The sequence below is a fragment of the Bacillus sp. SIMBA_074 genome, assembly GCF_046534555.1.
GTDB classification, from domain to species: Bacteria; Bacillota; Bacilli; order Bacillales; family Bacillaceae_G; genus Bacillus_A; species Bacillus_A mycoides.
In genome coordinates, this window is record NZ_JAWRYM010000002.1 from 199,795 (window position 1) to 223,086 (window position 23,292).

General features: G+C 37.4%; 25 protein-coding genes and 1 tRNA gene. 10 read left to right on the forward strand and 16 right to left on the reverse strand.

The features are described 5' to 3' along the window. The first annotated feature begins 231 nt into the window (after positions 1-231). Together SB773_RS03330 and SB773_RS03335 are read left to right on the forward strand one after the other, a co-directional pair. Positions 232-2,550 (forward strand): sensor histidine kinase, encoded by a 2,319-nt coding sequence (locus SB773_RS03330; RefSeq protein WP_410588576.1) that lies wholly within the window; start codon positions 232-234, stop codon positions 2,548-2,550. A 3-nt stretch (positions 2,551-2,553) separates the two neighbouring features. Then, complete coding sequence (locus tag SB773_RS03335; RefSeq protein WP_410588578.1) at positions 2,554-3,195, forward strand: response regulator; 642 nt, start codon at positions 2,554-2,556, stop codon at positions 3,193-3,195. Positions 3,196-3,239: 44 nt separating this feature from the next. Here the strand turns inward: SB773_RS03335 and SB773_RS03340 are convergent. Then, positions 3,240-3,315: transfer RNA gene (locus SB773_RS03340), tRNA-Arg, on the reverse strand. A 310-nt stretch (positions 3,316-3,625) separates the two neighbouring features. Between SB773_RS03340 and SB773_RS03345 the strand changes: the two genes are divergently transcribed. The 8 genes from SB773_RS03345 to clpP all read left to right on the forward strand — a co-directional run bounded on the left by SB773_RS03345 (position 3,626) and on the right by clpP (position 8,224). Beyond that, positions 3,626-3,832, forward strand: coding sequence for a DUF1657 domain-containing protein (locus SB773_RS03345; RefSeq protein ID WP_410588580.1), 207 nt, complete (start codon positions 3,626-3,628; stop codon positions 3,830-3,832). Between the two features lie 106 nt (positions 3,833-3,938). Continuing rightward, positions 3,939-4,427, forward strand: a complete 489-nt coding sequence (locus tag SB773_RS03350; RefSeq protein ID WP_131246540.1) for a YhcN/YlaJ family sporulation lipoprotein — start codon at positions 3,939-3,941, stop codon at positions 4,425-4,427. A 28-nt stretch (positions 4,428-4,455) separates the two neighbouring features. Beyond that, on the forward strand, positions 4,456-4,932 hold the full coding sequence (gene spoVAC / locus SB773_RS03355; RefSeq protein WP_002129887.1) for a stage V sporulation protein AC: 477 nt from the start codon (positions 4,456-4,458) through the stop codon (positions 4,930-4,932). Beyond that, a complete protein-coding gene (gene spoVAD, locus SB773_RS03360) occupies positions 4,933-5,949 on the forward strand; it encodes a stage V sporulation protein AD (RefSeq protein ID WP_000938981.1) in 1,017 nt (338 codons plus the stop codon). Then, positions 5,946-6,296: a stage V sporulation protein AE gene (gene spoVAE / locus SB773_RS03365; protein WP_000575919.1), complete on the forward strand. Its 351-nt coding sequence runs from the start codon at positions 5,946-5,948 to the stop codon at positions 6,294-6,296. Before spoVAD ends, spoVAE begins: the two co-directional genes overlap by 4 nt. Before the next feature lie 9 nt (positions 6,297-6,305). Then, the gene (locus SB773_RS03370) at positions 6,306-6,512 is read left to right on the forward strand and encodes a DUF1657 domain-containing protein (protein ID WP_002167398.1); all 207 of its coding nucleotides are present in this window, start codon (positions 6,306-6,308) and stop codon (positions 6,510-6,512) included. 20 nt (positions 6,513-6,532) lie between these two features. After that, positions 6,533-7,402 (forward strand): DUF421 domain-containing protein, encoded by an 870-nt coding sequence (locus SB773_RS03375; protein WP_002016080.1) that lies wholly within the window; start codon positions 6,533-6,535, stop codon positions 7,400-7,402. A gap of 240 nt (positions 7,403-7,642) precedes the next feature. Continuing rightward, a complete protein-coding gene (clpP, locus tag SB773_RS03380) occupies positions 7,643-8,224 on the forward strand; it encodes an ATP-dependent Clp endopeptidase proteolytic subunit ClpP (RefSeq protein ID WP_001049163.1) in 582 nt (193 codons plus the stop codon). A gap of 481 nt (positions 8,225-8,705) precedes the next feature. Here the strand turns inward: clpP and SB773_RS03385 are convergent, their stop codons facing one another. The 15 genes from SB773_RS03385 to uvrA all read right to left on the reverse strand — a co-directional run bounded on the left by SB773_RS03385 (position 8,706) and on the right by uvrA (position 23,287). After that, positions 8,706-8,954, reverse strand: a complete 249-nt coding sequence (locus SB773_RS03385; protein WP_002016081.1) for an HPr family phosphocarrier protein — start codon at positions 8,952-8,954, stop codon at positions 8,706-8,708. Positions 8,955-8,977: 23 nt separating this feature from the next. Continuing rightward, a complete protein-coding gene (whiA, locus tag SB773_RS03390) occupies positions 8,978-9,928 on the reverse strand; it encodes a DNA-binding protein WhiA (RefSeq protein WP_002016082.1) in 951 nt (316 codons plus the stop codon). A gap of 88 nt (positions 9,929-10,016) precedes the next feature. Then, positions 10,017-10,970 carry a gluconeogenesis factor YvcK family protein gene (locus SB773_RS03395; protein ID WP_131246539.1) on the reverse strand — a complete coding sequence of 318 codons (954 nt, stop codon included), beginning with the start codon at positions 10,968-10,970 and terminating at the stop codon, positions 10,017-10,019. 3 nt (positions 10,971-10,973) lie between these two features. Beyond that, a complete protein-coding gene (rapZ, locus tag SB773_RS03400; protein WP_000138460.1) occupies positions 10,974-11,855 on the reverse strand; it encodes an RNase adapter RapZ in 882 nt (293 codons plus the stop codon). A gap of 20 nt (positions 11,856-11,875) precedes the next feature. Further along, positions 11,876-12,334, reverse strand: coding sequence for an NUDIX hydrolase (locus SB773_RS03405; protein ID WP_001190080.1), 459 nt, complete (start codon positions 12,332-12,334; stop codon positions 11,876-11,878). Positions 12,335-12,549: 215 nt separating this feature from the next. Beyond that, positions 12,550-13,356, reverse strand: coding sequence for a DUF368 domain-containing protein (locus SB773_RS03410; protein WP_002016085.1), 807 nt, complete (start codon positions 13,354-13,356; stop codon positions 12,550-12,552). 160 nt (positions 13,357-13,516) lie between these two features. Next, the gene (gene trxB, locus SB773_RS03415; RefSeq protein WP_002089563.1) at positions 13,517-14,473 is read right to left on the reverse strand and encodes a thioredoxin-disulfide reductase; all 957 of its coding nucleotides are present in this window, start codon (positions 14,471-14,473) and stop codon (positions 13,517-13,519) included. Between the two features lie 84 nt (positions 14,474-14,557). Continuing rightward, positions 14,558-16,069: a tetratricopeptide repeat protein gene (locus tag SB773_RS03420; protein ID WP_002129890.1), complete on the reverse strand. Its 1,512-nt coding sequence runs from the start codon at positions 16,067-16,069 to the stop codon at positions 14,558-14,560. A 145-nt stretch (positions 16,070-16,214) separates the two neighbouring features. Continuing rightward, on the reverse strand, positions 16,215-16,721 hold the full coding sequence (locus SB773_RS03425) for an acyltransferase (protein WP_131246538.1): 507 nt from the start codon (positions 16,719-16,721) through the stop codon (positions 16,215-16,217). 54 nt (positions 16,722-16,775) lie between these two features. Then, the gene (gene ppaX, locus SB773_RS03430) at positions 16,776-17,423 is read right to left on the reverse strand and encodes a pyrophosphatase PpaX (RefSeq protein ID WP_410588587.1); all 648 of its coding nucleotides are present in this window, start codon (positions 17,421-17,423) and stop codon (positions 16,776-16,778) included. 66 nt (positions 17,424-17,489) lie between these two features. Next, complete coding sequence (gene lgt, locus SB773_RS03435) at positions 17,490-18,302, reverse strand: prolipoprotein diacylglyceryl transferase (protein ID WP_002034719.1); 813 nt, start codon at positions 18,300-18,302, stop codon at positions 17,490-17,492. 24 nt (positions 18,303-18,326) lie between these two features. Then, a complete protein-coding gene (gene hprK, locus SB773_RS03440; protein ID WP_002016091.1) occupies positions 18,327-19,256 on the reverse strand; it encodes an HPr(Ser) kinase/phosphatase in 930 nt (309 codons plus the stop codon). 156 nt (positions 19,257-19,412) lie between these two features. Further along, complete coding sequence (locus tag SB773_RS03445) at positions 19,413-19,793, reverse strand: phage holin family protein (protein WP_002089574.1); 381 nt, start codon at positions 19,791-19,793, stop codon at positions 19,413-19,415. Between the two features lie 114 nt (positions 19,794-19,907). Then, entirely contained in the window at positions 19,908-20,357 is a 450-nt protein-coding gene (locus SB773_RS03450) for a DUF4275 family protein (RefSeq protein WP_131246537.1), read from the reverse strand. Positions 20,358-20,416: 59 nt separating this feature from the next. Continuing rightward, positions 20,417-23,287, reverse strand: a complete 2,871-nt coding sequence (gene uvrA / locus SB773_RS03455; RefSeq protein WP_410588591.1) for an excinuclease ABC subunit UvrA — start codon at positions 23,285-23,287, stop codon at positions 20,417-20,419. Positions 23,288-23,292: the final 5 nt, after the last annotated feature.

Genomic DNA, 23,292 nt, shown 5'->3' on the forward strand with positions numbered 1-23,292 from the left:
ATCACTATTTCCTCCTTCATTTACTTGTTAAGTTGTATCTTTATCATAGACTTCTTTCTGATGCTATTGTCCGCAATCCGTACTGTATTTACCGTAAAAAAGGCGAACCACTCTCATGTGGTTCACCGCAATTTCAATATGTGATGTCAATTGTATGAAAGCTCCTTAAATGTTATTATAAAAATATTCGGAATTTAAATGATAAACCTTTAAAGAGAGGTGTCCAAACCGTTGCAAATACAACGTAACTTTGTTTTCATTTTATGTGTAACCTTCCTGTATTTTTGTTTACAAGGATATATTTTATATAAAATAAATCAACCATACAGCGGCGTTCTTATTTCTAAAACAGAATCAGCTACATACACAATAGCAAAAATTAAATCCTCCGGTTGGGCTTCTTATACGGACTTAAAAGAAGGAGATGTAATCTATTCAATTAATAAAGAAAAGCCTCATTTAGGAATACTTCCAAGATATCAAAATCAATCACTAACTGCATCTGAAATACAAGTTAAAAGAGACAATATCACCCAAACTTATAAAGGAACACAACATTTTATTGATTATCGCGATAAAATCATTTCGGTATACTTCCCCTCCCTACTCGCTCTTATTTGTTCAGGGTTATCTATTTTTCTGTATAAACAGAAGCCTTTAAACCGAGAAACATTCTTTTTAATAACATTTCTCTTTATGACATCTTTGAGCCTTCTAATTGCAGTTGAATCTGGTAGAGGTGATTTTATCGCCATCATTATTTTAGGTATTGTATTTCAAGGTACACCTATGTCTCTCATTCTCTTGTTGAATGAACTCTTTAAAAAGAAGCAAATATACGTTATTTCTAATATATTTCTACAAATTAATATTACAATCGGCATTCTTGTACTATCACTCTCTATTTTAATGATGTTCATTCCGTTTTTCACGGTTAATACCAGTGGATTAGAACTAATTTACCTTTCAATAAATATTATCTTTTGCATATACTTTTTAATTCTTGCCTATATCAAATATCACAGCACAATCCATAAACCATTTTTAGAATTAATGCTCACGATTCATTTCATTGCCTTCTTTCCGTTCGTTACGCTCTATGCTCTTCCAGATGCAATATTCGGAACACCTATTCTCTCAGCAGATATCGGAGCTATGTTCTTAATCTCTCTTCCAATCGGTTATTTTTATTTAGTAGCGACGAAGCAGATTTTTGATATAGAGTTTGTATTTGACCGTTTACGGTATTACGCATTTCTCTCAATAATTCCAACTCTATTAATTGCAATTATTACGAGCTGGAGCATTCATTACGAAGACAATTCTCTCTCTCGACTGCTGCAAAGCTTTATTATTATTTTTCCGTTAAACATTCTATTTCTCATACTAAAAGAAAGATTAGATTTCACATTCCGTAATCATCTCTTTCGGACTAAAACAAATTTATACGTAAACATCGAACAATTTACCGCACAACTATCATCTATTATGAAAACAGAAGAATTAGAGAAAAAATTCACTAATGAAATCGTTTCGATGTTGCAACCTTCTTTTATTCAATTTGTTCAATATGATATGAAAGACAACACATATACACTATACAACGGATACGGACAAACGAAAGATTTCGCACTTTCTAAAAATAAAAAATGGAGCATGGCAGCATTACTAATTAATGATTTATTAGAGGATGATGGATGCATCGGCATTTACTTATACTCTACTAAACACATAAAACACTACATCTGGCTTGGAAGAAAAGTGAATAATATTAAATATAATACACATGAAAAATCATGGTTCATCACCGTTACAACATACGTCCGGCTTATTTACGAAAATTTGTATACCATCAATGAAATTATCCATTCTTTAGAGCAGGAGAGTTTAGAATCCAAAACAAATTCTGCAAGCTTGTCACGCCTACTCTTTCAAATTTCTGAACAAGAAAGGCGGCGACTCGCTTCAGATTTACACGACTCTGCATTACAAGATCAAATCGTATGGTACCGTAAACTAGACTCTTTACTAAAAAACAAACCAGTTTCACTAGAATTAAAAAATGAACTTAAAAAAATCCACTTCGGTATGCACGATGTAATACAGCAAATTCGTGATACATGTAATGAATTACGTCCATCACTTTTATCAGATGCCGGTTTAATTGGTGCATTAAGAGAATTGCTAGCCCAAACACAATTACGTGTGCAATTTCAAATTCAATTTGATTATGAATCAATTCAAGAACATCATTACGATTTTGACAAAATTTTATCTTTATATCGTATCATTCAAGAACTACTAACAAATGCAGATAAACATTCTGAGGCAACCATCGTATCAATCTTTTTATGGGAAGAGAATAACTGTATTTTCCTAGACTACCGAGACAACGGCAAAGGTTTTAATATAGACACTCCCTACTCTCCTAAGCAGCATATGGGACTTTCCGGTATAAAAGGAAGGCTTCAATCAATTGGTGGAGAAATACATATAGTATCCGAAGCTGAAAAAGGACTTCAAGTAAACATTACAGTTCCGAGGTGGTAAATAATGATTCAAGTATTAATCGTAGATGATCATCAAATTGTTGGTGAAGGAACAAAAAGCATGATTGAATTAGAAGAAGATATGCAAGCGGAATATATTTTAAATGAACAAGAAGCACTTATGAGAAGTGACGCTACACCTTTTGATGTATACCTATTGGATATGAATATGCCCAATTGTAGCGGGATTGAACTCGCACAGAAAATATTACGTATGCAAACAGATGCAAAAATCATTTTATACACAGGCTTTGAATACGTATCCCAATTTAATTTGTTAATAAACTCTGGTATTAGTGGCATCATTAGCAAATCAGCATCGCAGCAAGAACTATTAATGGCGATTCGTGCAGCTGTAAACGGATATACTTTACTTCCTATTTCTTTATTACGTCAACTACGTACAGACGAGATAACGACTCAACAACTTGAAAATAAAACCGCTCTTCTTACACAAAAAGAATTAGAGATCTTAGAATCCGTTTCGAAAGGAAGTAGCAATAAACAAATTGCTGATGAGCTGTACATGAGTTCAAGAGCTGTAGAATACAACTTAACAAAAATCTTCAAAAAATTAAAAGTAGGATCACGCTCCGAAGCTTTAACAGAAGCAATGCGACAAGGCATTTTGAACGTACACGTATAAATAAAAAAGTCCTAACCTACAAAACGTAAGTTAGGACTTTTTGACGCGCCCAGAGGGATTCGAACCCCCGGCAGACGTGGTACCGGAAACCACCGCTCTATCCGACTGAGCTATGGGCGCATGATAAAATTTTATAAACCGTTTATTATCAAGGTTTTAAGCCTTCTTCTATTCCGCTTTTCCACATTTAATTTCTTGCGAAAAACCTCTAATAGAAGTGAAATGCAACAAGTAAAGACCTGCTTATTTTCTTCTCATAATAATAGCAATAAAACCCATCTAAATCAATAAAAATATCCCCTACTTCCTTTATACTCCATAGCAATATTTATATTAAACACATTCCTTCACCTTAATTTTCCAAACATAAATTCACCCAAACACACAAATTATAATCTTTGAATTGATATTCCAAAGGGGGCTTCATTCAATGACTGTAATTACAAAACTAAAGCAAACTGTTTCTGGATTAAAAAGTGCACAAGCTAGCTTAGAGGGATTCGCTCTTGATACGGATAACCAACAAGCAAAGCAACTTTTCCAAGCAGCTGCGCAGCAAACACAAACAATTATTGATTCTTTAAACCCACGTGTTGAAGAAGTCCAGCAAGAAGAACCACAATACACACAGCAATAACCAAAGGTGCCATTGTATCTAATGGTACACAATTTGAGAAAAAGGGTGATATGCAATCATCCTTTTTTCTCAAATTACATAATGCAATAGAAATGGAATGATTATAATGCGAAAACTCGGAATCATAACCGCGTTATTTATGCTCCTATTCGGTTCACTTACCGGATGTGATAATAGCCCGTTAGATAAAAAAGTAAAGAAAGAAGAAGCTAAGCGAACAGATGAGAAAAAGGGCCCTAAATTAACAAAAATGAGTACAGAATCCTTTAATCAATCTATATCGCAAGACGCTAAGAAAAAAGCTCTCACTATAGAGGGAATTACAGAAGCCACCGCAGTTAATACAAATTTAGATCTTTACATAGCCGTTAAACCTGAACATCACGAAAGATTTGGTTTAAAGCCTTTAAGAAGTAAATTAAAAAAGAAGCTAAGTGATGAAAACCCTACTTTCGATATTCGTGTAAGTACAGACAAAAAGATCTTTATGCTCATAGAAGAACTTGAAAACAAAATTAAGAAAAAGAAAGTGAGTAAGGATGGCATTAAAGAACAGTTAAAACTCATTCAATCAGAAATGGGATCTAATATTTAAGCTTTCTAAAAGAGAAGGAAGGATTCAAATGTCTAGTAAAGATAAAAATTTAACACCTGTACAACAGGAATATAAAAAATTCGAACAACAGCGCGAGCCGAAGCGCCCCGTTTTAAAAAATTGTATGAAAGCTTTTTTCGTCGGGGGATTAATTTGTCTAATAGGCCAACTGATTTCCACCTTTTATATTACGTACTTTGATTTCACTGAAAGATCTGCCGGGAACCCTACCGTTGCAACTCTTATTTTTATCTCCATGCTACTGACGGGATTTGGCGTCTACGATCGCCTCGGACAATTTGCTGGTGCTGGTACCGCAGTTCCCGTTACTGGATTTGGTAACTCTGTTATTGCCGCGTGTATTGAACACCGTACAGAAGGGTTCGTTCTCGGCGTTGGTGGTAACATGTTTAAACTAGCAGGATCGGTCATCTTATTTGGCGTATTTTCCGCTTTCGTCATCGCACTTATTAAAACGATTCTCTTTCAATGGGGAGGGCTGTAAATGTTACAAGGACACCGAACATGGGTATTTGAAAACAAACCAGTTATCATCTCAACAGGTGTAGTCGGTGGCCCATTTGAGGCAAATGGAAAAATTCCTGAAGACTTCGATACCCTGCATGAAGATTTATGGCTCGGACAAGATTCTTACGAAAAGGCGCATAAAATTTTATTTGAAGAAGCTTGTAGCCGCGCTACCGAAAAGGCAAAGCTCCGTAAAGACGATATTCAATTCGTACTCGCAGGGGATTTAATTAACCAAATAACTCCAACGAGCTTTGCATGCCGCACACTCGGAACACCTTATCTCGGTTTATTCGGCGCCTGTTCTACCTCTATGGAAGGCTTAGCACTCGGCGCAAGTATCGTAAATGCAAAAGGTGCAAAGTATTTATTAACTGGGGCATCAAGTCATAACGCTGCGGTAGAAAAACAATTCCGCTATCCAACTGAATATGGTGGTCAAAAACCTCCTACGGCTCAGTGGACAGTGACCGGTGCAGGCGCGGCTATTTTAAGCGACACTGGATATGGTCCACAAGTAACATCGGCCACCATTGGACGAGTTATTGATATGGGACTAACAGATCCTTTTAATATGGGTGGTGCGATGGCCCCAGCTGCTGTCGATACAATTGAAGCTCATTTACGCGAACGACAAATTGACGCCTCTTATTACGACTTAATCGTAACAGGTGACCTTGGACATGTCGGTCGCGAAATCGCTTACGACCTACTACATAAACATGGAACAAAGGTAAAGAGCGAGCAATTTCAAGATTGCGGAATCATCATTTATAGAGAAGGTCAACCTGTCATAGCTGGTGGAAGTGGTCCAGGCTGTTCAGCAACAGTCGTATACGGACATTTATTAAACCGAATGAAAAGGGGAGAATTCAAAAAAATACTTGTCGTTGCGACAGGCGCTTTACTATCTCCACTTACATTCCAACAAGAAGAAACGATTCCGTGTATCGCTCACGCTGTTTCGATTGAATTTGGAGGTGCAACGCAATGATTTTTTTCTGGGCTTTCGTCATTGGTGGACTCATATGCGTAATCGGACAGCTTATGTTTGATGTCGGCAAACTAACCCCCGCTCATACGATGGCAACACTCGTTGTTGCTGGAGCTATATTAGATGGATTCAATCTGTATGAACCATTAATCGACTTTGCAGGCGCTGGGGCAACTGTACCTATTACAAGTTTCGGTAATGCCCTCGTTCATGGCGCGATGGAGGAAGCAGCCAAACATGGCATCGTCGGCGTTATTACCGGCATGTTTAAAGTAACGAGTGCTGGTGTATCAGCTGCCATTATTTTCGGCTTCATTGGAGCATTGCTATTCAAACCGAAAGGATAAGGTGTTCGTATGACAGTTATCGCTAGCGTTAAAACCTGCCTTGCCAGTGTAAGGGGCGCTCAAGCAAGTTTAAGCTCCCTTTCACTAAATTCACAGGACGCGGAATCAAAACGTGTATTTCATGAATGTATGTTAGAAATGGACAGCATCATCGCTGATTTACAGAATAGGGTTTCAGTATTAGAACGTGAAGAACCTCAATATAAAGGGTTTTAAGTAGACTGGAGGAAATGACTATGTCTCACCTGCCGGAATGGACACTTGTCATTCTTCGCTCTGTATTCATATTAATTATTTTATTCGCTATTACGAAATGGTTAGGAAAAAGACAAATCTCTCAGCTCTCCTTTTTTGAATACATAGCCGGAATGACAATCGGTGACATCGCTGCCCAAGTATCTACAGGGCTTGATTCAAAATTTTTCCACGGCGTCTTTGCGATACTCATTTTCGCTGTGGTACCTTTTTTCACTGGAATCCTCTCTTTAAAGAACAAAACAGCTCGAGATTTTTTTGAAGGAAAATCTACCGTATTAATAAAAGATGGCAAAATACTTGAAGATAATTTAAAGAAAGAAAAGTATACAAGTGATGAATTACTTGAGCTTCTCAGAGGAAAAAATGCGTTCAGCGTAGCTGATGTTGAATTTGCTGTACTAGAACCGAGCGGTGAATTAAATGTATTATTAAAGAAAGATCGCCAACCACTTACAGCAAAAGATATCAGCTTAAAAGTGCCAAACGAAAAAGAACCGCAAACTGTTATTATGGATGGAAATGTACTAGATGAACCTCTTTCTGCTAGCGGACATAATCGCGCTTGGTTACATTCTGAGCTAGAAAAACTCGGTGTTGTCATTGAAAATGTCTTTCTTGGTCAAGTTGATTCATACGGACAACTTACTATCGACATCTATAATGATAAACTCCAAATGCCTTCTCCTCAAAACAAGCCTTTACTATTGGCATCCTTAAAGAAATGCAATGCTGATCTTGAATTATTCTCTTTAGAAACGAAATCAAAATCAGCGAGTGATATGTATAGTAAAAACGCAAAACAAATCGAGAAAATCTTAAATAAAGTAACCTATCTGTTAAAAGAATAAAAAATGAAAGAACGCTTCTATACAAAAGGCGTTCTTTTGCCTTTCCCACACCATTAATCACGTTTAAATTTATGTAATTCGGTTATGATGTTGAAGATACATAAGCAGGGAATTTTAAAAACATAGCGAATAAATCATGATACAACTACATATTTTTTGATTTAAAGTGGTTTCGTTTGACCTTCATTGACCATAATTGTATTATAAGACTAAGAAAGCTTTTAAAGGAGGAAATAACAGATGAATTTAATTCCTACAGTAATTGAACAAACAAATCGTGGAGAACGCGCTTACGATATTTACTCTCGACTATTAAAGGATCGCATCATTATGCTTGGTAGCGCAATTGATGACAATGTAGCAAACTCAATCGTTTCCCAGCTTTTATTCTTGGAATCTCAAGATCCAGAAAAAGATATTCACATTTACATCAACAGCCCTGGTGGTTCTATCACAGCTGGTATGGCAATTTACGATACAATGCAGTTTATTAAACCACAAGTATCAACAATCTGTATCGGTATGGCTGCATCTATGGGTGCATTCTTACTTGCAGCAGGTGAAAAAGGAAAACGTTACGCACTTCCAAACAGTGAAGTTATGATTCACCAACCACTTGGCGGAGCACAAGGTCAAGCGACTGAAATCGAAATCGCTGCAAAACGTATCCTATTCTTACGTGAAAAATTAAACCAAATTCTTGCTGACCGCACAGGTCAACCACTTGAAGTTCTACAACGCGACACAGACCGCGACAACTTCATGACAGCAGAAAGAGCTCTAGAATACGGCTTAATCGATAAAATCTTTACAAATCGTTAAGACACTTAAAAGCGGAGGCGGCTCGTTTAGAACAGGAGGAAGTTGGAACCCCTGATTCCGCGGCGCCTTTTGCCTCGAATGAAGGGGTGAAACGACCGACTGTTCTAGCCGCCGGAGCTGGATATACTTAAAAGCGGAGGCGGCTCGTTCAGAATGAGAGGAGGATGGAGCTTCTGACAAAGAGGTGCTTTTTACCTCGACGGAAGAAGCGAAGCCACCGACCATTCTAGCCGCTGGAGCTGGATACATCTAAAAGCGGAAGTGGCTCGTTCAGAATCGCAGGGCGTTGGAGCTTTTACATCCGAGGCGCTTTTTGCCTCGAATGTAAAAGCGAAACGACCGAAGATTCTAGCCACTGGAGCTGGATACATCTAAAAGCGGAAGCGTCCTATTACAGGGCGCTTTTTTATTATGTACAAGGGTATCACGCACCCCACAAACAGAAAAATAAAAAAAGCTATCGCACATTCGCGATAACCCTTTATTGTACATATGCAGTTAATGCTTCCAAAGCCTCTTCTGCATCTGAACCTTCTGTTGTGATTGTAATCATGCTACCAGTTCCGATTGCTAAGCTCATAATCCCCATTATGCTCTTTGCATTCACTGTCTTTCCATCTTTCTCGATGAAGATATCCGCATGAAAGCGATTTGCCTCTTGTACAAACAACGCAGCCGGACGTGCTTGTAAGCCGTTTTTTAATGCCACTTTAACCAGTTTTTGAACCACAGCTCCATTTCCCCTTTAACCTTTTATTTTTTTGCTACTGTTTCCCCCGCGCGTAATTTCTCTGCAATTTCATCGATTTTACGCAAACGATGATTAATACCCGATTTACTAATTTTCCCCCCGGATACCATCTCACCTAACTCTTTCAATGTTACATCTTGATAATCTCTTCGTAACTGTGCAATTTCTCTTAATTTATCTGGCAAAATATCAAGCCCAACCGTCTCATCAATATAGCGGATGTTCTCAATTTGCCTTAGCGCTGCACCAATTGTTTTATTTAAATTAGCTGTTTCGCAGTTAACTAAACGATTTACTGAATTACGCATATCGCGAACAATTCGAATATCTTCAAATCTTAAAAGTGCATTATGAGCACCTATAATATTTAAAAACTCTGTAATTTTTTCAGCTTCTTTCAAATACGTAATGTACCCTTTTCTTCTTTCCAACGTCTTACTATTTAAATCAAATCCGTTCATCAGTTCACATATAGAATCATTATGTTCCTTATATAACGAAAAGATCTCTAAATGATAAGATGATGTTTCTGGGTTATTTACTGAACCACCTGCTAAAAATGCACCGCGTAAATACGATCGTTTACAACATTTCTTCTCGATTAATTCCTGCGATATATTTCGAATAAACGAAAAGTCATCTCGAACAATGTGAAGATCTGCTAATATTTCGCGAGACTTCTCAACAAGCCGCACGATATATACATTATTTTTCTTCAATCGCATTTTTTTACGAACAAGTAATTCTACCGTCACATCATATCCTTTTTTCAAAAGCGTATAAATCCTTCTTGCAATTGCCGCATTTTCCGTTTGAATATCGATAGATAGGCGACGGTTTGAAAAAGAAAGCGATCCATTCATTCGAAGCAACGCCGATAATTCTGATTTCTCACAGCATTCCTTCATTTCAAGATTGGTCAACTCTTTCTTTGTTTCTGATGCAAATGACACAGTCAACACCTCCTTATACTATTACTTTGGAACAAAAATCTTGTCCTATATGAATGAGGAGCGTTACCTCAAACGAGGCAACGCACATTTATAACAATGAATATAAAATAGAAGCTAACTTTAATGTATCATGTCTTACAACACGATCATCATATTTCGCTAATCGATCTTGAATGATTTCAATATTATGTTCAGCAAAGCGATCTGTATCCAGTGCAACTGGTTCCGACATTTCTTCCTCATATAACTTACGTAATTCACGAGGAATATCACGATTATTTACAATCGCAGTGTCGATAAATGGTTTACCTAAATGATCATGTAACGCCTGCACATGATCAAACGCAGTATAACCCTTCGTTTCGCCCGCTTGCGTCATAACATTACATACATATACCTTCTTCGCTTTTGCAGCAAGAACAGCGTCTCCAATTTTGTTAACAACTAAATTTGGTAATATACTTGTGTACAGACTTCCTGGACCGAAAACAAGCAAATCAGCTCGTTTAATTTCCGTCAACGTTTCACATAACGGTTCTACATCTTCTGGAGTTAAAAAGACACGATTAATCTTCTTCCCGAAATGAGGAATCTTTGATTCACCTGTTACAATTTCTCCATCTTCTAATTCTGCATGAAGTACCGCACTTTGATTCGCTGCCGGTAATACACGTCCTCTGACATTTAATACTTTACTCGTTTCCGTAATCGCGTGGTAAAAGTCTCCTGTAATCGAAGTCATACCTGCCAATAGTAAATTTCCTAACGCATGCCCTTTCAGTCCGTCTCCAGTTGTAAAACGGTGCTGAAATAAAGCCTCCACTAATGGTTCTACATCCGATAACGCAACAAGTACGTTACGAATATCACCTGGAGGTGGAATTTCTAGCTCATCACGTAATCTACCTGAACTGCCTCCATCGTCGGCTACTGTTACAACTGCTGTAATATCAACAGGATATTGTTTTAATCCCCTTAATAAAACAGAAAGTCCAGTTCCACCTCCCATGATAACAATTTTAGGTTTTCTCTCTTTTTTCATCCCTTAATGGCCCTTTCTCTTCTCCACATCACGATGAGATACATGAACGCTATACTCTGGTTTCAAATGTTTCCCAAGGTACTCTGTAAGCGTAACAGAACGATGTTGCCCACCTGTACATCCAATCGCAATTACAAGTTGACTCTTGCCTTCTCTTTTATAATGAGGCAGCATGAAAGTGATAAGATCCGTCAATTTCTCTAAAAACTTATGTGTTTCATTAAATTTCAACACATACGACGAAACTTCTTCATCCAGTCCTGTTAATGGCTTCATATGTGGAATATAATATGGATTTGGTAAAAAACGAACATCAAATACTAAATCAGCATCAATTGGAATTCCGTACTTAAATCCAAATGACATAACATTTACACGAAATGCTTGCTCAGTTTCTGTTGAGAATATGTGAACAATTTTCTCTCGTAATTCTTTCGGTTTCAAATCAGACGTATCAAGCACAATATTCGCTCGCGCCTTCATATCAGTTAATAGACCACGCTCAGCTTCAATTCCCTTTAACGGCAAGCCAGTTGGCGCAAGTGGATGCGAACGTCTCGTTTCTTTATAGCGAGTTACAAGTGTGCTATCTTTCGCATCTAAAAATAAAATATGAGGAATAATCCATGTACGTTCTGATAAATCATCAAGTGCTCCCCATAAATATTCAAAAAACTCTCGGCCACGTAAATCAATACCGAGTGCTACTTTATTCATTTTACCCTTTGAATCCGCCATAAGTTCAATAAACTTCGGCAATAACATCGGTGGTAAATTATCTACACAAAAATATCCTAAATCTTCAAAACTTTGTAATGCTACTGTTTTTCCAGCTCCAGACATCCCTGTAATAATTACCATTTTTATATCATTATTCTCTGTCATCGTATCCTCTCCTTGCAGGTTTAACTCGGATCTAATCGATATGAAAGCAACTCAAAATCTGGGGTATATACAAATGTACCGTAGATTATACCATTCCCTTTAATTAAATAATCAATAATGTGATAATCTCCTGGTGCCATTGCTAAATCATCAATTTTATCAAATGTATGCCAACCAATGATGCCTTCTTCGCTCTCTAATTTGTTTTCTCCTGCAAAATCTGTTGCTAAAAAGGAGAACATCATCCATTCAGAAACAACTTTATCACCTTCTTGGATGACAAAAGTGAAGACCCCTTTTAATGCTGGATTCTTTAAATAAATACCTGTTTCTTCACGATACTCGCGAACAACGGAATCTCTTACTGTCTCACCACGCTCCATTTTCCCGCCCGGTGCAACCCACCAATTCCGGCGAGGTTTTTGGAGTAAGAGTACTTCATTATCTCTAATTAACACACAGTTTGTCACTCTTTGCATGTTTCTTCACCTCAGCTACTTGCAGCAAAATTTCTCACTGCATACTCATTTCATTATACTATCAAAAACAGTTTGCTACAACGAAGGTGCCAGTCCCCTTTCGCTAAGCAATTGTAAAAATTCTTTCTATAACAAGCAATCAAAATGCCTTACTTCCCATGAATAGCACATAAAAATCCCCTTAACGATTTTTATCGTTAAGGGGATTAAAACACTTATTTCTTACCGAAATAAGTAACAACCGCAAATCCTAAAATAAAAGTAATAATTGAACTTACAATTGAAATTCCACCAGTCGGAATGCCAGGGAATACAATGACAATCGACCCGATAACGAGCCCAATAATTGCCGCAAATGTCATACTTTTATAACGATCTAACAAATAACTAATTCCTTTACTACTTACAACAAATCCGGCCATCACGCCGGCACCGATAACCACGATTAACGGTAAATTGAGTGTAGTTAAAGCGTTAATTGCTGTTGGATACACACCAATAATTAATAAAATAAACGATCCACTAATTCCAGGAAGAAGCATAGCCATACTAGCCATCCATCCTGCGAAAAATAAACCAATTGCATTTAAAATTGTTAACGTCGTAATCGGATCAGCTGCCTTATCTGGTTTAAAGAATGCTGTTATTGCAACAAGAATTGCTGCAATTATTAACAGGGCAATATGACTACCTTTAAACGTTGCCTTTGCATCAGCTTCTCTCATTAACATCGGTAATATACTAATAATTAAACCGAGGAAGAAAAATTGAGTCGGTTCATAATGATTTGCTAATAAATATTTAATAACGTGACTTAACGTTAGAAAAGCTGCCGCTACACCAGCTGCAAGTGGTATTAAAAACGCTAAATGTTTTTTCCATTCACGACTAAAGAATCCGCTAATTGCTGCGAGCAATTGTTCATAAATCCCTAACACAACAGCGATTGTTCCGCCGCTCACACCAGGAATTAAATCACTAACGCCCATACAAAATCCACGATATATATTACGCCATTCCATACTGAATAAATTCCTCATTTCTTATAATGATTTTTCCCGTAAATTCTAGTATAACAATAAGAATCATTATATTCTTAATTATTTTTGACAATAGTTTGACATTTGGACAAAAAAAGAAAGCCACCTATCGGTAGCTTTCTTCTCAAAAGGAAAAATAACCTTATTTTTCTGTTACAGTCTTTAGTTCCTCTACTAACTCTTCTATATAATGCTGTGCACTCTGCGCTGCAATACTACCATCGCCTGTTGCCGTTACAATTTGACGAAGCATTTTTTCACGAACATCACCAGCTGCGAAAATACCAGGAACTTTCGTTTCCATACGCTCGTTCGTTTCAACATAACCATTTTCATTTGTAATACCTAGCTCAACAAACGGTTTTGATAATGGTAACATACCGATGTATATGAAAACGCCGTCAGTTTTAACTTCTTGTTCTTCTCCACTATTTACATCTACAAGTGTTACGCTTCCTACTTTACCATTTGCATCGTTAATTTCTTTTATAGTGTGATTCCAAATGAAATCTACTTTCTCATTTTGGAAAGCACGATCTTGTAAAATTTTCTGTGCACGAAGAGTGTCACGACGGTGAACGATCGTTACTTTTGATGCGAAGCGTGTTAAGAACACACCCTCTTCAACAGCAGAATCTCCGCCGCCAATAACAACAAGTTCTTTCCCTTTAAAGAATGCACCATCACATACTGCACAATATGATACACCGCGGCCGCCAAGTTCTGTTTCACCTGGCACACCAATTTTTTTATACTCTGCACCGCTTGCAACGATAATTGCACGTGCTTTATATTCTTTTTTACCGGCAATAATTGTTTTGTACTCTTTACCATCGATGATTGCTTTTACATCACCGTATGCATATTCAGCACCAAATTTCTTCGCATGCTCAAACATTTTATTTGATAAGTCTGGTCCTAAAATAGACTCATAACCTGGATAGTTCTCTACATCTTCTGTATTTGCCATTTGTCCACCTGGAATACCACGCTCAAGCATCAGTGTGCTTAAATTCGCACGAGATGTATATACCGCAGCTGTCATACCAGCTGGTCCTGCACCAATAATAATGACATCATAAATTTTTTCTTCTGACACACTATTCACTCCCATTCATTCATACACATTAAGTTACCCTCATTATACTGTTAGCATCATTTTTTTCCCAATGATTTGCCTACCCTACGTGTGCGTGCGCTTAACAGCCTGCACATACTTTCGTACAGTCGCTACAGATACATTATATACATCACCAAGCTCTGCCTGTGTCATCTTATTTCTTTGTTCGCCGCGTACAATGTATTCAATTGCCGCTGACCAACCGTACACATTTGTAAAAGTCGCTCCAGATGTATATAAACGTATGAACGTGCAAAACCAAAAATTTAAACACTCTTCGATTAATTCATCGTCTTTTTTCGTATAATTGTATAATGCATCCGCGATTCGTACGCACTGTTCAAATTGCTGTAAATCAGCTGGGATGCTTTTATGACTATTAAGTAAAAAGAAATATTTTGCAAGTTGCGATACGATTGGAACACCATTTTTCGCTTGCGTTACATCAAAGAAGAATCCAACCTTCTCTGGTGTTGACAATTCATTCATTAAATATAAAGCTAGCATTTTCTCTTCTAGCGTCGTACTTTGCTGAAATGATTTTCGTAACTCTTCAAATAAAAGATTTTGTCCTTCATCTGCTAAATTCAGTGCATTCCACGGTTCTTTTCCTTTTTTATCAGGATGCAATTCTACAACATGTTGCCACATTTTTTCAGCTACTTGCTGTTCCTTCACCATATACGCAGAGTATGCAAACCAGTAATAAAAACTGACGTCTCCTTCGTACCCTTGACGCTTTAATACTTTGAACCATTTATATGCAGGTTCAAAATGACCAATTGTTGCAAGCGTTGTTCCAAGTTTCAAACGATGCTCAAATGAAATTGGATATACCGAAACTAACTGCCCCGCTAATGACTCTACTTGCTTATGCTCTCCAATTGAATATAGAAAAATAAGCGTATTACAAAGCGCATGCATATTACCAGGATTTTTCTCTAAAATCATTTCTGTTAACTTAAGCGCTTGATCTACATTACCTGATTGAAAATGTGCAATCGCTAAATTATTATGTCCTGACCAAAATTCTGGATATTCTTTCGTAACAACCTCTAGTGTAGCAATCGCCTCTTCTAATTGTCCGTTACGAATGTAGCGGTTCGCTTCTTCTTGCATAACAATTAGCTCATCTTCATCCTCAATCTCTTCCGCACCCATTGCATCTTCTTCCATAATCTCAAGCAATTCTAATGTATCTTCTACAAATTCCTTCTCTTCCGCAACTTCTAAATATCGCTCTGCATACTTCTTCGCCTGTTGAAACAAGCCCATATATGCATAATTATTTGAAATAAAATAATAGCATTGCTCAAGTTCAGGATTGGATCTAACAAGCTTTAGAAATATCTGATTCGACTCTTGATATTCACCAGATTCAGATAATGCTATTGCTAGTTGGCATAAAATAAACGGCTCCTTCTCGCTTTGCGCTGCTCTTCGAAAATATTTAATTGCATCTTGCAATTTTTGCCCTTTATAAGCCCTCATCCCTTTTTTATAAAAGAAGTCCGCTAACTGATTAAAAGAGATAACTTGTCCGTTCTCCTTATATATTCTTTGATTTTTCCCCATATATCCTCCAGTTTTTTGTTTTCTTCGTTCACACATTCTTCTATCTATAAGTATAAACGATTCCGTAAAAAACAAAACAGTATATTATAATCAATTATTTCCTTTTTATTCATAAAAAGAGAAGGGAAATGTTACATTTTTAACATCAACCTTCTCTAGTGGCCATTTCCTCTTTCGTATAAATAATACGCATCGGATTTCCGCCTACGAAAGCGCCGCCTGGTACATCTTTATGGACAAGTGTGCCTGCAGAAACGATAGCTCCATCTCCAATTTTCACACCTGGCAAAATTGTCGTATTCGCTCCAATCATAACTTCATTCCCTATGACGATTTCTCCAAGTCGATACTCACGAATTAAATATTCATGCGCTAAAAGCGTTGTATTATAGCCGATAATTGAATTGTCTCCCACAGTAATCTTTTCTGGAAACATAATATCTGGCATTACCATAAGTGCAAACGACGTTTTCTTTCCTACTTCCATCCGTAAAAACGTGCGATATAACCAATTCTTTACGGATAAAAATGGCATGTAACGTGCGATTTGGATGATAATAAAGTTTTTCATTACCTTCCAAAAAGAAACTGTTTTATACACATTCCACAATGAATTTTCTCCTGAAACAGGATAGCGCGTTGTCCGTCGCACTGAACTCTCTCCTCTACTTATATAAAAGTGACACTTTAACCGGCAGGAATCTTACTACCCGTTAATGCGGGACAAAATCGGTAGTAAATCACTCATTTTATCTAGCACATAATCTGGTTTATACGCTTCTAAATACGCTCTACCTTTCAATGTCCATGAAACCGCTACTGTTTTCGTACCTGCATTTTGTCCACCGACGATATCATGATGATTATCACCAACCATCAATGTTTCTTCTGGCTTTGCATCTAATAATTTCAATGCTTTTTGAAGTGGTTCTGGATGTGGTTTCACATGTTCCACATCATCAATCGTCACGACAACATCAAAAAACTGATCAAGTTTCGAAAGCTTTAATCCCATTTCAACCGTCTGTCTCGCTTTCGTTGTAACGATGCCGATCTTATAACCTTGCTTCTTCAATTCTTGAACCGTTTCATATACAGTTTCATACTCTTCCACTAATTCATCATGATGCTCATGATTAAATTGACGATAACATGTAATCATCTCTTCAACCTTACTTGCATCAATCTTACTAAAAGTATCATGCAAAGATGGACCGATAAATGGCAATACATCTTCACGCTTATACTGATTAGAATAATAGTGATTTAACGTATGTAAAAAAGAAGAGATAATAAGTTCATTTGTATTAATTAACGTTCCATCTAAATCAAATAACACTGTATTTATTTCCATCGTCCTTAATCCTTTCATTACCTGAATATGAAAGAAGCAGCATCTTATATAAGATGCTACTTTTCTCTAATTTTCTAAATATCTTTTATCAGCTTGCCCCATTTTTCGTCTCACAATAATGAAAATGATAGAAATAACAACAATTCCAATAGACATTACTTGTGCAATACGAAGTGGTCCTAACATTAAACTATCTGTACGCAAACCTTCTACGAAGAAGCGTCCCACTGAATACCAAATTAAATACGTGAAGAATAATTCACCACGGCGTAAATTCACTTTTCGTAACGCGAGTAGTAAAATAACACCTGCAAAGTTCCATAATGATTCATATAAAAACGTTGGGTGATAATACACACCATCAATGTACATTTGATTAATAATGAAATCTGGTAAATGAAGACCTTCTAAAAACTGTCTCGTTACTTCATCACCATGCGCCTCTTGGTTCATAAAGTTTCCCCATCGGCCAATTGCTTGTCCTAGTAAAATACTCGGCGCAGCAATATCCGCTAACTTCCAGAATGAAAGCCCGCGTCGTTTCGCAAAAAGGATTCCTGTAATAACAGCCCCGATTAAACCACCATGAATCGCCAAACCACCTTGACGAATATTAATAATTTGACTCGGATTTTGCGAATAATATTCCCATTCAAAAATGACATAATACATTCTCGCAAAAAGAATGGCAATTGGTACTGCGATTAATACAAGGTCGATAAATGTATCTTTGTGAATACCAAGCCTTTCTCCCTCGCGAGTTGCTAGCCAAAGACCTAATAGCACACCTGTACCGATAATAACCCCATACCAATAAACAGGGAACGGCCCAAGTTGGACTGCTATACGGTCAAGCTGTGGTACAGAACCTAACAGCATATATATGACCTCCCTCTCCAGAGTCTACTCTTGATTTCCTAACTCAATCGCACTCATTAATCGTTCAGAGAACTGTTGTGCCGCATTGACTCCCATACGTTTTAATCTGAAGTTCATCGCTGCTACTTCAATAATAACAGCCAAGTTTCGACCAGGACGAACTGGAAGTGTAATCTTCGTAAGTTCTGTATCAATAATCTTCATCTTCTCTTCATCAAGACCTAAGCGATCATAATTTTTCTTTTGATCCCAAATTTCAAGATTAATAACAAGTGTAATACGTTTATAATTTCGTACTGCCCCTGCACCGAATAACGTCATTACGTTAATGATACCTAGACCACGAATTTCTAATAAGTGCTCAATTAAATCAGGTGAGCTCCCTACTAATGTATCTTCATCTTCTTGACGAATTTCTACGCTATCATCCGCAACAAGGCGGTGACCACGCTTTACAAGTTCAAGCGCTGTCTCACTTTTCCCGACACCACTTTGACCTGTAATTAAAACACCAACACCATAAATATCTACTAGCACACCATGAACAGCTGTTGTTGGCGCTAACTTACCTTCTAAATAGTTTGTTAAACGACTTGATAATCTCGTCGTCGTTTGAGCAGAACGTAATAAAGGCACGCCTGATTCACGTGATGCTTGTAATAACTCATCCGGTACATCTTGATTACGAGTTACAATAATACAAGGCGTCTCCTCAGTACAAAGCGCTTTCATTCTCTCTTGCTTTTGCTCTGTCGTTAACGTATCAAAGAACGTAAGCTCCGTTTTCCCAAGAAGCTGCACGCGATCAGCTGGATAATATGTAAAAAATCCTGCCATTTCAATTCCAGGTCGCGATAAATCACTCGTATCAATCGGACGATGAATCCCTTCTTCACCACTTACTAACTCCAATTGAAATTGTTCAATTAAATCTTTTGTCCTTACTTTCGGCATATGTATAAACCTCCACTCCGCTGCGGGTTCAGTCTCATTTGATGTAAAATTCCATTCTATCGGATATTGTACCATTTTTTTCTGGAAACAAGAAACTCGGTTTCTAATAAATAGAAAAAAACATTTCATGTGAATCATGAAATGTTTTTCTTTTTGTCATTTTCTCTTTTTTTCATGTAATGGTTCAACAATTACTTTTTCAATTATCATATTAAAAATAGAAATACAAATTGCCGCAACAATCGCTACACCAAATCCAGATATATTAAAGGCGTCCCCTAATAACGAATCCGTCATCTTTAACGTAATCGCATTAATAACGATTAAGAAGAAACCGAAAGTTACAAGAGTAATTGGTAGCGTAATTAAAATTAAAAGTGGCTTTACAAATACGTTTAAAATCGCCAATATAATACTCGCAATAATTGCAGTTTGTATATTTGCTATGTAAAATGCGTCTGGTGCAACCCCTTTTAAAAGTCCGGATACAGCGATTAACACAACGCTATTTACAAGAAGTGATACAATCCATCTCATTTCCTTACACATCCTTTTAACATATATATTTCATCATACGCTAATAGACAATAAACGCAAGTATGATACGAACACTTATATCAACTTATTCTATTCTTCATGCTTGTATACCTACTAACATTTTCTTGTGAAATAAGGGCCACACCATCTATGTTCATGAGTTTTTACAAAGGTCCAAGTGAAATCTTTATCTACAATATAGATATCGCCTTTATACATATCATCTGTTTCACATAATATATCATCCATAATTAATAAACTCGCATCTTTTATTAGCAGTACATCATCACAGTGTTGATAGAAGATATAGCAACCATTTTTCACTTCATTATGAAACGCGTTCTCCGCTTCTTCACCCTCTAAACACTTCTTTTTCTCATAACTAAATATGTGCCAAAGATACCCACATGCATACTTATCTCCATACAGGAAAATTTCTTCTTTTTCCTCATCACTTAAATGGTTTGCAAAATGATCCTCCCAGCGCTTGCGAAAATATACACCCCACTTTTGAAACTCTCTTACCTTCATATTTTTCTTTCTCAATATCTCTAAAAACTCCATTTTCTCCCCCTATGAAATAAAAACCGAGTGTAATTCCCACTCGGTTTTCATTACTAAACTTATTGCGATAACTCTACTTCTTTTATTTTCTCTTTCATTCTTGCCTTATCACGATCTAAAATCTCTTTTAAATACTTACCTGTATACGAGCGTTCTTCTTTCACTACTTGTTCTGGCGTTCCAGAAGCGACGATTTGTCCGCCTTTGTCTCCGCCTTCCGGTCCAAGGTCAATGATATAATCAGCTGTTTTAATAACATCTAAATTATGCTCAATTACAAGTACTGTCTCACCGCTCTCAACAAGACGCTGCAACACTTCTAGAAGACGTGCAATATCATGTGCATGTAAGCCAGTCGTTGGCTCATCTAAAATGTATAACGTACGCCCTGTAGAACGACGATGTAATTCAGAAGCTAATTTCACACGCTGCGCCTCACCACCTGATAACGTCGTAGCTGGTTGTCCTAATTTCATATAACCAAGCCCTACATCTACAAGAGTTTGAAGTTTACGCTTAATTTTCGGGATATTAGCAAAGAACTCTACCCCATCTTCAATTGTCATCCCTAACACTTCAGAAATATTCTTATCTTTATATTTCACTTCTAACGTTTCACGGTTGTAACGTTTACCGTGACAAACTTCACACGGAACATACACGTCTGGTAAGAAATGCATTTCGATTTTAATAATTCCATCACCACGGCACGCTTCACAACGGCCGCCTTTTACATTAAAGCTGAAACGTCCTTTTTGATACCCACGTACTTTCGCTTCATTCGTGTGCGCAAATACATCACGAATATCATCAAATACGCCAGTGTATGTCGCCGGATTTGAACGTGGTGTACGCCCGATTGGTGATTGATCAATATCAATCACTTTATCTAACTGCTCAAGACCTTTAATTTCTTTATGAGCCCCTGGCTTCGCTTTCGCTTTATATAGCTTTTGAGCTAATGATTTGTATAGTACTTCATTAATTATCGTACTTTTTCCAGAGCCAGATACGCCTGTTACTGCTACAAATGTTCCTAGAGGGAATGACATTTTCGCATTCTTTAAGTTATTTTCTTTCGCACCGACAATCTCCACTTTACGTCCGTCACCTTTACGTCTTTCAAGTGGTACCGGAATAAACTCTTTACCGCTTAAATATTTCCCAGTTAATGAATTCTCGTCTTGCATAACTTCAGCTGGTGTACCTGCTGATACAACTTGACCACCATGAATACCTGCACCAGGTCCGATATCAAGTAAATAATCAGCAGCCATCATCGTATCTTCATCATGCTCAACAACAATTAACGTATTTCCTAAATCACGCATTTCCTGCAATGTACGAATAAGACGATCATTATCACGCTGATGTAAACCAATAGAAGGCTCATCAAGAATGTAAAGTACGCCAGTAAGGCGAGAACCAATTTGTGTCGCTAAACGAATACGCTGCGCCTCACCACCTGATAAAGTTCCTGCGGCACGACTTAACGTTAAATAATCTAAACCGACGTTCACTAAGAACCCAACACGTTCCTGAATTTCTCTTAAAATTAAATGAGCAATTTTTTGTTGTTTCTCCGTTAACTCAACAGTTGAGAAGAACTCCTGTACTTCTTGAACAGAATATTTCGTTACATCGGCAATCGTTTTATCACCAACGAAAACAGCTAAACTCTCAGGCTTTAAGCGTCCACCTTTACACTTCGGACAAGCTTGCTCTGCCATATATTTCTCCATTTGCTCACGAATATAATCAGAACTCGTCTCACGATAACGACGCTCAATATTCGGAATAACACCTTCAAATAAAATCTCATTTTCCTTTACTTGACCAAATTCATTCACATAGCGGAAATAAAGCTTCTCTTCCCCGCTTCCGTACAGCACTTTATCAAATAAATCCTTCGGTATATCTTTCACCGGCATATCCATATCGATGCCGTAATGATTACACACAGATTTTAATAATTGCGGGTAATATTGTGAACTTGTCGGTTCCCAAGGAGCAATCGCATGTTTATTTAATGATACATCCCAGTTCGGAATAACAAGTTCTAAATCTACCTCTAACTTCGATCCAAGTCCATCACAAGAAGGACACGCGCCGAACGGACTATTAAACGAGAACATACGCGGCTCTAATTCTCCGATTGAAAAACCACAATGTGGACAAGCATGATGTTCACTAAATAGAAGTTCTTCCTCTCCCATTACATCGATTAAAACTCGGCCCCCGCCAAGCTTTAAAGCACTTTCTAGTGAATCTGCAAGTCGGCTTGCAATTCCTTCTTTCACAACAATACGGTCAATAACAACTTCAATTGAATGCTTCTTATTTTTTTCTAAAGTAATCTCTTCCGATACATCCAGCATCTCTCCATCAACGCGCACACGAACATAACCTTGCTTCTTAATATCTTCTAATACTTTCGCATGCGCACCTTTACGCCCTGACACGATAGGCGCTAGCACTTGCAACTTCGTACGTTCAGGATATTCAAGAACACGGTCTACCATCTGTTCCACTGTTTGTGATGTAATTTCAATTCCATGATTCGGACAAATCGGCGTACCAATTCGTGCAAATAATAAACGTAAATAATCATAAATCTCCGTTACCGTTCCAACCGTTGAACGAGGATTACGACTCGTCGTTTTTTGATCAATTGAAATCGCTGGAGATAAACCTTCAATCATATCAACATCCGGCTTATCCATTTGCCCTAAAAACTGGCGCGCATACGCAGATAAAGATTCCACGTATCTACGCTGCCCTTCTGCATAAATCGTATCGAATGCTAACGATGATTTCCCCGAACCAGACAATCCCGTCACAACAACAAGCTGATTTCTCGGAATGGTTACGTCAATATTTTTTAAATTATGCGCTCTAGCACCTTTTACAACAATAAAATCTTTACTCACTCTTT